Genomic DNA, 11,872 nt, shown 5'->3' with positions numbered 1-11,872 from the left:
CTTTTTTATTTCCTTAATCATCCTTCAGTTGATATAATTACAACCAAACGGCCCAAAGCATATGCTCATTTATGGTCATAATACATAATATAAACAAGGACGAAGGAGGTTCTTTATGACATACCTTAACGAAATAAAGGGAAAACACAAGGGGTTAACAAGCCATATTGTGAAAACGGAAAAATTTAAAACCGTTTCCATCATCTTTAAAATGCTCGCCCCTTTAACAAAAGAAGAGGTAACAAAACGGGCCCTTTTCCCGCATGTGCTTTTGCGGGGAACGAGCACACACCCGAAAACGGCAGATCTCAGAACGTACCTTGATGAGCTCTACGGCACTTCAGTGACCGCAGACCTTTCCAAAAAGGGCGAACAGCATGTGGTTACATTCCGCCTGGATATCGCAAACGAAAAGTATTTAAAGGATCAGACGCCGCTTTTGGAAAAAGGGCTGGAGCTTCTGTCAGAGATTATTTTTTCGCCTGCGCTCGAAAACGGTGCTTTTGACTCATTATATGTCTCTCAGGAAAAACGGACGTTAAAGCAAAGAATTCAAGCTGTTTACAATGATAAAATGCGCTATTCCAATTTAAGGCTCATTCAGGAAATGTGCAAAGATGAGCCGTATTCCCTGCATGTAAACGGAGAACTCGACGATGTAGAAAGCATCACACCGGAGAGCCTTTATGAAGCTTATACAAAAGCGATTAAAGAGGATCAGCTTGATCTATACATCGTGGGGGACGTTGACGAAAAACAGGTGGAGCAGTACGTTTCTTCTTATTTCGATGTTGACGAAAGAGAGGCGAGGCCTAGAGCCGGTATTCGGCGCGACCTTGCTCCCGAACCGAAAGAAATCATTGAAGATGCGGATGTTAAACAGGGAAAATTGAACATTGGCTTTCGGACCAATACGTTTTTTACAGATGAAGATTACCCGGCTTTGCAGCTTTTCAACGGTCTGTTCGGTGGATTTTCCCATTCAAAGCTGTTTATCAACGTCAGGGAAAAAGCGAGCCTTGCCTACTATGCGGCTTCCAGGATCGAAAGCTTTAAAGGCCTGTTAATGGTCATGTCCGGGATCGAAGTCGGCAATTATCAAAAGTGCGTCGACATCATTAAAGAGCAATTTCAAGAAATGAAAAAAGGCAGTTTTACCGATGAAGCGATCGGCCAGACGAAAGCGGTCATTAAAAACCAGATTCTTGAAACCCTTGACACGCCTTACGGATTAGTCGAATTCATTTACCAGCAGGCCGCCGCTCAAACCGAATTTTCTTTGGAAGAATGGCTCGGCCGCATTGACAGTGTCACAAAAGACGACATCATCGAAGTCGGAAAGAAAATCGAACTGGATACAACGTACTTTCTGAAAGGGACGGAGGGAGCATCTTGACGAAAACGATCGAATTTGAGCAGCTCAAGGAAACGCTATACTACGAAAAAATGCCGGGCGGGCTTGACGTATATGTCCTTCCGAAAGAAGGCTTTAATAAGACATACGCCGTGTTTACGACGAAATACGGCTCGATTGACAACGAATTCGTCCCGCTCGGCAAAGAGGATTTAGTCCGCGTGCCTGACGGGATCGCCCACTTTTTGGAGCACAAGCTGTTTGAAAAAGCCGACGGCGACGTGTTTCAGCAATTCAGCAAACAGGGGGCCTCGGCGAATGCTTTTACCTCCTTTACCAGAACGGCGTATCTCTTTTCAAGCACATCAAACGTAGAAGAAAATCTGGAAACGCTCGTCGATTTTGTGCAGGATCCGTATTTTACGGAAAAAACGGTTGAAAAGGAAAAAGGCATTATCGGCCAGGAAATCAATATGTACGACGATAATCCGGATTGGCGCCTTTTCTTCGGCCTGATCGAAAACATGTATAAAGAGCACCCTGTCAAGATTGACATTGCCGGTACGATCGAAAGCATCTCACACATTACGAAGGATCTTTTGTATGAATGCTATGAGACGTTCTATCACCCGAGCAATATGCTGCTTTTCATCGTCGGTCCGGTCGATCCGGAAGCGGTCATCCGCCAGGTGAGGGACAATCAGCAGAACAAGCCGTATACGGATCAGCCTGAAATCGTCCGCAAAGAAGTGAAAGAGCCTGCGGCGGTATATCGAAAAGAGCAGGAAATCAAAATGAACGTCCAAAGTTCGAAATGCCTGGTCGGATTAAAAAGCATCAATCCGACCAATACGGGCGACGATCTCTTAAAGCATGAACTGACCATGAACCTGATTCTCGAGTGTCTGTTCGGCAAAAGCTCGGCCGATTATGAAAGAATTTATGAAAAAGGCTACATTGACGAGACGTTCAGCTACGACTACACCGAGGAACACGGCTTCGGCTTCGCCTCTGTCGGCGGCGATACGCCGGAGCCCGACAAGCTAGCCGATGAACTGAAACAGGTGCTCTATAAAGCGAAGGAGACGATCACGGCAGAAAAACTCGATTTGGCGAGAAAGAAAAAAATCGGTACATTCCTAAAATCGATGAACTCTCCGGAGTATATCGCCAACCAATTTACACGGTACGCCTTTTTAGAAACGAGTTTGTTTGATATCGTATCCGTTTTGGAATCAATCACCTTGGAAGACGTTCATCGTGTTGTCGATGAAGAGATAGAAGAGGACAGAATCACTGTCTGCAAAGTTGTTCCAAAATCATAACCGTCAGGAAAGTTCAGCGTGAGCAGCATGTTGTAGCATCACGCTGAACCTTTCTTTTTTAGGAAGGATGGAAATATGGCAAAACTGGCTCTTGTAACAGGAGCAAGCGGCGGAATCGGCCAGAGCATATGCGAAAAGCTGGCGCAAAGCGGCTTTGACCTGCTCCTTCACTACAATACAAATGAAAAGGCAGCCGTCTCTTTAAGCGAGCGGCTGTCAAATACATATCACATTCAAACCGAAATCATTCAAAGCGATCTGTCCGACCCCGGCGGTGCGGCGGCTGTTTCCGCTTGCATTGGCGGCCGGGCGCTGGACGCCGTCGTATTAAACAGCGGGCAGAGCTACCGCGGCCTTGTTACAGACATGACAGACGAAGAAGTTCATGAGATGGTCCAGCTTCACGTGACAAGTCCGTTTACGCTGACAAGAAACGTGCTTCCGGCCATGATCAGAAGAAAAGCCGGCGCGATTGTCGCGATCACTTCGATATGGGGAGAAACGGGGGCTTCCTGCGAAGTGCTTTACAGCATGACAAAGGGGGCGCAGCATTCGTTTGTCAAAGCCCTCGCAAAAGAGCTGGCGCCGAGCGGCATCAGAGTGAACGCCGTTTCCCCCGGGGCCGTCAAAACGAATATGATGAGCGGGTTTTCGAAGGAAGAAGAGGACATGATCGCAGAAGACATCCCGATGGGAAGGCTCGCAAAGCCCGAAGAGGTCGCAGATGCCGTTCAATTTCTGCTTTCGGAAAAAGCGTCATATATCACCGGCCAGATTTTATCGGTAAACGGAGGCTGGCATTGCTAAAACAATGTATAGTTTATGATCCCTCAGATAATAATAAGGCTGTAACTTTAAGAGAATGGAGGGGCCTGATATGTCCGTACTGGATAATTGGGATCAGTGGAAAAACTTCTTGGGCGACCGTCTCAACTACGCCCATGAAAAAGGAATGTCAAACGAAACCATCTCGGATCTTGCTTATGAGATCGGCGATTACTTAGCCGGTCAGGTCGATTCAAAAAACCATCAGGAAAGAGTGCTCGCAGATCTGTGGAGCGTAGCTTCTGAAGATGAGCAGCGCGCGATTGCGAACGTGATGGTCAAGCTTGTTGAAAACAACGGCTCGCATTGAGGAGAGAGTGTGTTCACTCTCTCTTTTTATACGTTTACTTTGTTTTTTTCGGTTTCTTCCAGCGGCCGGAAGGGTAAAAAAGATTTAGAGGGGGGCAGATTGCAGCGCCCGATTTTTCCCGATTTTGGGAAACGGACGTTTTTCTTATTTAATCACATATTCTGCTTTCTAATTGAGACAAAATGCTTTATGATAAAGGAAGGTAAATTTTTGCCACGATGATGGATAGGGAGGTTATCATTTGGCAAAGCTCGAATGGTATTTAGAATACGAAATCCAAGTCAACCGTCCCGGACTTCTGGGAGATATATCCTCTTTATTAGGTATGTTATCGATTAATATTGTCACAATTAACGGCGTTGATACGTCAAGAAGGGGCCTTTTGTTAAAATGCCGTCATATAGATCAAATCAAACGTCTCGAATCCATTTTAAACACGATGGAGACGATTAAGGTTACAAAGCTGAGGGAGCCGAAACTGAGGGATCGCCTCGCCGTAAGGCACGGACGCTACATTCAGCGGGATGCCGATGACAAAAAAACGTTCCGCTTTGAACGCGACGAGCTCGGGCTGCTTGTCGATTTTATGGCCGAACTGTTTAAAAAAGACGGGCATAAGCTGATCGGAATCCGAGGAATGCCGCGTGTCGGCAAGACGGAATCGATCGTGGCCGCGAGCGTGTGCGCCAGCAAAAGGTGGCTGTTTGTGTCTTCAACGCTTTTGAAACAAACGATCAGAAGCCAGCTTGTCGCTGATGAATACAACACGGAGAACGTCTTTATACTGGACGGAATCGTGTCGACGAGAAGAGGATCTGAACGACATTTGCAGCTCGTCAGTGAAATCATGCGGCTGCCCGCGACAAAAGTCGTCGAGCATCCGGATATTTTTGTGCAAAATACGGAATATACAATGGATGATTTCGATTACATTATCGAATTGCGTAACAGCCCTGATGAGGTTATTACATATGAACATGCCGAGGAACCGCAAATGTTTGACCATACTGGTTTTTCTGGCTTTGATTTTTAAAATGGAAGGTGTTTGTTGTGACTGAACTAGGAAATCGGCTCAAAGAAGCCAGAGAGGAAAAAGGGATGTCGTTAGACGACCTTCAGGCGGCAACGAAAATCCAGAAAAGGTATTTGACGGCGCTTGAAGAGGGAAACTATGACGTTATTCCGGGAAAGTTTTATGTAAGAGCTTTTATTAAACAGTACGCTGAAGCCGTCGGACTGAACTCAGAGCAGCTGTTTGAAGAGTTCAAAAAGGATATCCCTGACTCCTACAATGACGAGGTTTCTGATAAGCTTTCTTCGATCAAGCCTCAGAGGGAGCTTCCGGGGCCCGCCTCCAAAGCGCTTGAGCTTTTGCCTACACTGCTTGTCTCGGCAGGCGTGATTGTCGTGATCGCGATCATTTATGTCATTGTCCAGGCCGTGATGGGCGGAGGAAATGAAAATTCCGCCGAACAGACGAAAACGGAAGAGACAGAGAGCAAGTATGACGTCTCAAAAGATTCGCCGCTGAAGAATGAAAATCAAAAAAACGCGGACAACGAAAAATCAGGCGCTGAAGATAAAAAAGACGACGACGCCCAGAAAGCCGCTGACAAAAAAGAGCTGACCATCAAGGCCGCAGACAGCCAGGGCTCTTCCACAACCTATGAAGTATCGGGAGCCGACAAGCTTGAGCTTGAGGTGACAACGACCGCGGATTCATGGGTCAGGGTGCGGGACGCGAAAGGAACCTCCCTTAAAGAAGGCATGATGAAAAAAGGAGATTCCTTTCAAAAAAATATTACCGACCAAGATCAGATCGAATTGCGGGTCGGATATGCGCCTGGCGTAGAAATCAAAATCAACGGAAAGGTTCTTTCCTACGAACTTGATCCGAAGAATGTGATGACACAAAACATAACGATTGAAAATAAAAAGGAGAAAAAGTCATCTTAACTGCCCGGATGACTTTTTCTTTCGTCCATCAGCAATAAAACGATACATAATGGAGGAACTCTATGTTTAACTTACCGAATAAAATTACGCTTTCGAGAATCGCCTTAATTCCTATTTTCATGATCATCATGCTCGTTCCGTTCAATTGGGGGTCGCTGTCTTTCGGAAACGAATCGATTCCGGTCGCACATCTGATCGGCGCTCTTTTGTTCATCTTCGCCTCGGTTACCGATTGGGTTGACGGCTATTATGCAAGAAAGCTGAAACTCGTGACGAATTTCGGGAAATTTCTCGATCCTCTGGCGGACAAATTGCTCGTGTCTTCTGCTTTGATCATTTTGGTCCATTATCACCTTGCACCGGCCTGGATGGCGATCGTCATCATCAGCCGGGAGTTCGCCGTGACGGGACTCCGCCTTGTGCTTGCGGGGACTGGCGAAGTCGTCGCTGCGAATATGCTTGGAAAGGTAAAAACGTGGGCGCAGATCATCGCCATTTCGGCTCTCTTGCTGCATAATCTTCCATTTGAGCTCGTCTCGTTCCCGTTCGGCTCTCTCGCGCTATGGGTGGCCGTCTTTTTCACCATCGTATCCGGCTGGGATTATTTCGCCAAGAACTGGGATGCTTTAAAAACATCGAACTAAACATAGGGAAGTGGATAACATGAAACTTGAAAGAAAAGCTGAAATCATCGCCGTCGGTTCAGAGCTTTTGCTCGGACAGATCGCCAATACGAACGCTCAGTTTATCAGCAAGCATTTGGCGGAAATCGGAATCAACGTTTTTTATCATACAGCGGTCGGAGACAACCCTGAACGCTTGAAACGGGTCATTCAAACCGCGCAGGAAAGGTCTGATTTCATTATCTTCTCAGGGGGTCTTGGGCCGACGAAAGACGATTTGACAAAAGAAACGATCTCCCGGGTCATCGGGCGTCCCCTTCAGCTTGATGAGGAAGCATTTCAATCGATTGAAGACTATTTCAAAAAAACGAACCGGACGATGTCTCCGAACAATCGAAAGCAGGCGCTCGTTCTCGAAGGTTCGGATGTGCTGCCAAACCGGTTCGGAATGGCTCCGGGGATGCTGCTTCAGCATGAATCGCGTTTTTACATGCTGCTTCCGGGGCCCCCGAAGGAACTTGAGCCGATGTTTGAAAACGAAGCGAAGCCGCTGATTTTGGAAAAACTCGGTTCAAAGGAGAAGATCGTCTCAAGGGTGCTGCGCTTCTTCGGAATCGGTGAATCCCAGCTTGAAACGGATTTGGAAGACCTTATCGATGCGCAGACGAACCCGACGATCGCCCCTTTGGCGGCAGATGGGGAAGTCACCCTCAGGCTGACGGCAAAACACGCCGATCCGGCTGAGACGGAGCGCCTTCTAAAAGAAACGGAAGACCGCATTTTAGAGCGCGTCGGCGAGTTCTTTTACGGATACGATGATACATCGCTTGTCGAAGAGCTTGCGAAAGCCTGCGTCCGCAAAGGACTGACGCTGTCTGCCGCGGAAAGCTTTACAGGAGGGCTTTTTTCCAGCTGGCTGACGGAATTGAGCGGGGCCTCCGAATACTTCAAAGGCGGCGCCGTCTGCTACACAAACGAATTGAAAGTGTCAGCGGCCGGCGTTTCGGAAGACACGCTGCAGCGGTACGGTGCGGTCAGCGCGCAATGCGCAAAGGAGCTTGCAGCGGGTATCAGAAGCAAAACCGGAAGCGACATCGGCATCAGTTTTACCGGTGTGGCCGGTCCGAATACGCAGGAAGGGCATCCCGCCGGGAAGGTATTTATCGGCATCTCGGTCGGCGGCAAACCGGAGGAAGCGCACGAGTTCATGTTCGCGGGCTCAAGATCGGCCGTCAGGAAGCGTTCTGCCAAATACGGCTGCCATCTGCTCCTGCACATTTTGGGTAAATAAGCGATAATTCCGTTTTCGGAGAATCTTCCTTTTAAAAAAAGACTGCTTTCGCTCTTTGCAAAATGATTTTTTATCGTTTAAAATCCGCTGAAAAAAATCGAATATGCGTTCGCTTTTTTCTTGGCAAATCCGAGCAAACAAGGTATAGTAGATATAGCGGAAGTGATAAAGGAGGAAAAAACAGATGAGTGATCGTCAGGCAGCCTTAGATATGGCGCTTAAACAAATAGAAAAACAGTTTGGAAAAGGTTCCATCATGAAACTCGGAGAACAAACCGAGACGAGAATTTCAACCGTTCCGAGCGGCTCTTTAGCGCTCGATACAGCCCTCGGGGTGGGCGGATATCCGCGCGGACGGATTATTGAAGTATACGGCCCTGAAAGCTCCGGTAAAACGACGGTGGCGCTTCACGCGATTGCCGAAGTTCAGCAGCAGGGCGGACAGGCGGCGTTCATAGACGCCGAGCATGCGCTTGATCCCGTTTACGCGCAAAAATTAGGGGTTAACATTGACGAGCTGCTGCTGTCCCAGCCTGACACGGGGGAGCAGGCACTTGAAATTGCTGAAGCGCTTGTCAGAAGCGGAGCCGTTGACATCGTCGTCATCGACTCCGTTGCGGCGCTCGTGCCGAAGGCGGAAATCGAAGGAGACATGGGAGACTCGCATGTCGGGCTGCAGGCCAGACTGATGTCCCAGGCGCTGCGGAAGCTTTCCGGAGCAATCAATAAATCAAAAACGATCGCGATCTTTATTAACCAGATCCGCGAAAAAGTCGGCGTCATGTTCGGAAACCCTGAGACGACCCCAGGGGGAAGAGCCCTGAAGTTCTATTCTTCCGTGCGGCTTGAAGTGCGCCGCGCCGAACAGCTCAAACAAGGCAACGACGTCATGGGGAACAAGACGAAAATTAAAGTCGTGAAAAACAAAGTGGCGCCTCCATTCCGGACGGCCGAAGTAGACATTATGTACGGCGAAGGAATCTCCAAAGAAGGGGAAATCATCGACCTTGGAACAGAGCTTGACATCGTCCAAAAAAGCGGGGCATGGTACTCCTATCAGGATGAACGCCTTGGACAGGGCCGCGAAAACGCGAAGCAGTTCCTAAAGGAAAACAAAGATGTGCTTTTGATGATCCAAGAGCAGATCAGGGAGCATTACGGCTTGGATAACAACGGTGTTTCGGCTCCAAAAGAAGAAGAGGAAGACATTCAGGAAGAGCTCGAATTTTAATTTTAAGGCTGCCGGCTGGCAGCCTTTTCTTTTTCTTTCGCAAATCCGCCGTCCCCTTCCAAAAATCTCCGGCCTGTTGCCGATTCAGCGGATGTATGTCCGGTGGATTGCTCATATCTTTTGAAACGTTAAGATCGTAAGCTTGACAAGTATTTGCCACACAATTACAATGAAATTGTATCACTTGTTTTTCTTAACATGATTGATAAACATTTAAACTTGACAAGGGCTGTGAAGCTTCTTCATTCCCTGTGAAGGTTCTGTATGTTGAGAAGAAAGTACAATGTACATGCCGACACTTACTTTTAGCAAGAAACAAGTTCATAGCAAGAGGAGGTGAAAGTATGAGTCCATTAACCATTCTCATCTCCATTTTGCTGAGCCTATTCTGTTTAGTTGTTGGCTACTATGTTCGTAAAATCATTGCCGAAGCAAAAATTTCAGGTGCGCGCAACGCAGCCGAACAAATTCTTGGAGACGCAAAGCGGGATGCTGAAGCGTTGAAAAAAGAAGCCCTTCTTGAAGCAAAGGACGAGATTCATACGCTTCGGATAGAAGCTGAACAAGAAGTTCGTGAAAGACGAAATGAGCTTCAAAAACAAGAAAACCGTTTACTCCAAAAGGAAGAGAACCTTGACCGAAAAGATGAATCGTTAGATAAACGGGAAGCGATGTTGGAGAAGAAAGATCATTCTCTGAATGAACGACAACAACATATTGAAGAGATGGAAAGCAAAGTGGATGAAATGATTCGTAAGCAGCAGTCGGAATTGGAGCGTATTTCAAGTCTGACGCGTGATGAAGCGAAGCAAATCATTCTGGATCGGGTTGAAAAAGAGCTTTCCCATGACATCGCGATCATGATGAAAGAAACTGAAAATCGTGCGAAAGAAGAGGCTGATAAAAAAGCGAAAAATATTCTTTCATTGGCTTTACAGCGCTGTGCGGCTGATCATGTGGCAGAGACGACGGTTTCCGTTGTCAACCTTCCAAATGATGAGATGAAAGGCCGTATTATCGGACGTGAAGGGCGAAACATCCGTACGTTGGAAACATTGACTGGAATCGACCTTATCATTGACGATACGCCGGAAGCCGTTATCCTTTCAGGATTTGATCCGATCAGGCGCGAAACAGCAAGGATCGCTCTTGATAAGCTCGTTCAGGATGGCCGCATTCATCCTGCCAGAATCGAAGAAATGGTTGAGAAATCCCGCCGTGAAGTGGATGATTATATTCGCGAAATGGGCGAACAGACGACGTTTGAGGTAGGAGTCCACGGTCTTCACCCCGATTTAATCAAAATACTCGGCCGCTTGAAGTTCAGAACAAGCTACGGACAGAATGTACTAAAACATTCCATGGAAGTGGCATTCTTGACCGGACTAATGGCTGCTGAGCTTGGAGAAGACGTTACGCTTGCGAAAAGAGCGGGCCTTCTTCACGACATCGGGAAGGCGATTGACCACGAGGTGGAAGGAAGCCATGTCGAAATCGGCGTGGAACTGGCCACCAAGTATAAGGAGCATCCTGTCGTTATCAACAGTATCGCATCACACCACGGGGATCAGGAGCCGACTTCCATCATCGCCGTGCTCGTGGCCGCAGCCGATGCGCTGTCAGCCGCAAGACCTGGCGCAAGAAGCGAAACGCTCGAAAATTATATTCGCAGGCTTGAAAAACTGGAGGAAATCTCCGAGTCCTACGAAGGTGTTGAGAAATCGTTTGCGATACAGGCCGGACGGGAAGTGCGGATCATGGTGAAACCAGACTCGATTAACGATCTTGAAGCCCATCGTTTGGCGCGGGATATTCGAAAACGAATTGAGGACGAGCTCGACTACCCTGGACATATTAAAGTAACCGTCATCAGGGAAACGAGAGCCGTTGAATACGCAAAATAAAGTGGTGCGCATGCACCACTTTATTTTTTTGTTTCCTTGTGTAACACTATTAAAGAAACCTATTGAAAAAAGAAAGGGTCAAAGCATGAGAATTTTATTTGTTGGAGATGTCGTCGGTTCGCCCGGCAGAGAGATGATTAAAACGTATTTGCCAAAACTGAAGCTGAAATATAAACCGCACGCCGTCATCGTGAACGGGGAAAACGCAGCACACGGGAAAGGAATCACCGAAAAAATTTATCATCAGCTCATTCAAGCGGGTGCCGATGTCATCACCATGGGAAATCATACGTGGGATAAAAGGGAAATATTTGATTTTATCGATAGCGCTCCGCAGATCGTCAGGCCCGCCAATTTTCCTAAAGGCACGCCTGGCAAAGGAATCGCTTACATCAAAACAAACGGCAGCAAGGAACTGGCTGTAATCAATTTGCAAGGCCGTACATTTCTGCCTCCGATCGATTGTCCGTTTGAAAAAGCGGACGAATTGATTGAAGAGGCTTCTATAAGAACGTCGTATATTTTTATCGATATGCATGCCGAAGCGACGAGCGAAAAGCAGGCGATCGGCTGGTATACGGACGGACGCGTTTCGGCTGTTGTCGGAACGCATACACACGTGCAGACGGCGGACAACCGCGTCCTTCCAAAAGGGACGGCTTATATTACCGACGTCGGCATGACAGGTCCTTATGACGGCATTCTCGGCATGGAGCGGGAGACGATCATCAAACGGTTTAAGACGAGTCTCCCGGTACGTTTTGAAATCGCCGAAGGCCGTACGACGTTAAGCGCGGTTGTCATTGATATCGATGACCAAAGCAAAAAAGCGGTTAAGATCGACCGGATATTAATCAATGATGACCACATGTTTTTCGAATAGAAGAACGAAAAATCATTTTAGAAAAATATTAAAAAGAAAGCAGGAATATCCCGGTCTTTTCGTGAATATAGTAAAAATGGAAGGTACCCTGCTATTTTTGAAAAGCAATTAAAAGGGGATGGCTTTTTCAAATGGCAATATCTAACAATGATTGTTCTAATGAACACTCA

11 protein-coding genes are annotated in these 11,872 nt (G+C 47.3%); all 11 read left to right on the top strand.

Annotated features, from left to right (window positions below; translation table 11 throughout):
• The first annotated feature begins 115 nt into the window (after window positions 1-115).
• On the top strand, window positions 116-1,396 hold the full coding sequence (locus MHB78_RS13785) for a pitrilysin family protein (RefSeq protein ID WP_046132853.1): 1,281 nt from the start codon (window positions 116-118) through the stop codon (window positions 1,394-1,396).
• Complete coding sequence (locus tag MHB78_RS13780) at window positions 1,393-2,679, top strand: pitrilysin family protein (RefSeq protein ID WP_046132854.1); 1,287 nt, start codon at window positions 1,393-1,395, stop codon at window positions 2,677-2,679. Before MHB78_RS13785 ends, MHB78_RS13780 begins: the two co-directional genes overlap by 4 nt.
• A 75-nt stretch (window positions 2,680-2,754) precedes the next feature.
• On the top strand, window positions 2,755-3,486 hold the full coding sequence (locus MHB78_RS13775; RefSeq protein ID WP_046132855.1) for an SDR family oxidoreductase: 732 nt from the start codon (window positions 2,755-2,757) through the stop codon (window positions 3,484-3,486).
• 70 nt (window positions 3,487-3,556) lie between these two features.
• Window positions 3,557-3,814 (top strand): DUF3243 domain-containing protein, encoded by a 258-nt coding sequence (locus MHB78_RS13770; RefSeq protein ID WP_046132856.1) that lies wholly within the window; start codon window positions 3,557-3,559, stop codon window positions 3,812-3,814.
• Between the two features lie 241 nt (window positions 3,815-4,055).
• Window positions 4,056-4,847 carry a YmfK family protein gene (locus tag MHB78_RS13765; protein ID WP_046132857.1) on the top strand — a complete coding sequence of 264 codons (792 nt, stop codon included), beginning with the start codon at window positions 4,056-4,058 and terminating at the stop codon, window positions 4,845-4,847.
• A 17-nt stretch (window positions 4,848-4,864) separates the two neighbouring features.
• A complete protein-coding gene (locus MHB78_RS13760; RefSeq protein WP_046132858.1) occupies window positions 4,865-5,770 on the top strand; it encodes a RodZ family helix-turn-helix domain-containing protein in 906 nt (301 codons plus the stop codon).
• 62 nt (window positions 5,771-5,832) lie between these two features.
• Complete coding sequence (pgsA, locus tag MHB78_RS13755) at window positions 5,833-6,414, top strand: CDP-diacylglycerol--glycerol-3-phosphate 3-phosphatidyltransferase (protein ID WP_046132859.1); 582 nt, start codon at window positions 5,833-5,835, stop codon at window positions 6,412-6,414.
• A 19-nt stretch (window positions 6,415-6,433) separates the two neighbouring features.
• Window positions 6,434-7,684: a competence/damage-inducible protein A gene (locus MHB78_RS13750; RefSeq protein ID WP_046132860.1), complete on the top strand. Its 1,251-nt coding sequence runs from the start codon at window positions 6,434-6,436 to the stop codon at window positions 7,682-7,684.
• A 184-nt stretch (window positions 7,685-7,868) separates the two neighbouring features.
• On the top strand, window positions 7,869-8,915 hold the full coding sequence (gene recA / locus MHB78_RS13745) for a recombinase RecA (protein WP_046132861.1): 1,047 nt from the start codon (window positions 7,869-7,871) through the stop codon (window positions 8,913-8,915).
• 344 nt (window positions 8,916-9,259) lie between these two features.
• Complete coding sequence (rny, locus tag MHB78_RS13740; protein ID WP_046132862.1) at window positions 9,260-10,819, top strand: ribonuclease Y; 1,560 nt, start codon at window positions 9,260-9,262, stop codon at window positions 10,817-10,819.
• Window positions 10,820-10,904: 85 nt separating this feature from the next.
• Window positions 10,905-11,702, top strand: coding sequence for a TIGR00282 family metallophosphoesterase (locus tag MHB78_RS13735; RefSeq protein ID WP_046132914.1), 798 nt, complete (start codon window positions 10,905-10,907; stop codon window positions 11,700-11,702).
• Window positions 11,703-11,872: the final 170 nt, after the last annotated feature.

Origin of the sequence: Bacillus sp. FSL K6-0138, assembly GCF_037982765.1 — a bacterium.
Classification (GTDB): Bacteria; Bacillota; Bacilli; order Bacillales; family Bacillaceae; genus Bacillus; species Bacillus glycinifermentans.
Note: the sequence above shows the minus strand (reverse complement) of the source record. Positions and strands in the feature narration are given on the sequence as shown.

Coding starts and splice junctions, on each gene's coding strand:
- MHB78_RS13785 (WP_046132853.1), top strand. CDS start 116: ATGACATACCTTAACGAAATAAAGGGAAAACACAAGGGGTTAACAAGC.
- MHB78_RS13775 (WP_046132855.1), top strand. CDS start 2,755: ATGGCAAAACTGGCTCTTGTAACAGGAGCAAGCGGCGGAATCGGCCAG.
- MHB78_RS13770 (WP_046132856.1), top strand. CDS start 3,557: ATGTCCGTACTGGATAATTGGGATCAGTGGAAAAACTTCTTGGGCGAC.
- pgsA (WP_046132859.1), top strand. CDS start 5,833: ATGTTTAACTTACCGAATAAAATTACGCTTTCGAGAATCGCCTTAATT.
- MHB78_RS13750 (WP_046132860.1), top strand. CDS start 6,434: ATGAAACTTGAAAGAAAAGCTGAAATCATCGCCGTCGGTTCAGAGCTT.
- recA (WP_046132861.1), top strand. CDS start 7,869: ATGAGTGATCGTCAGGCAGCCTTAGATATGGCGCTTAAACAAATAGAA.
- rny (WP_046132862.1), top strand. CDS start 9,260: ATGAGTCCATTAACCATTCTCATCTCCATTTTGCTGAGCCTATTCTGT.
- MHB78_RS13735 (WP_046132914.1), top strand. CDS start 10,905: ATGAGAATTTTATTTGTTGGAGATGTCGTCGGTTCGCCCGGCAGAGAG.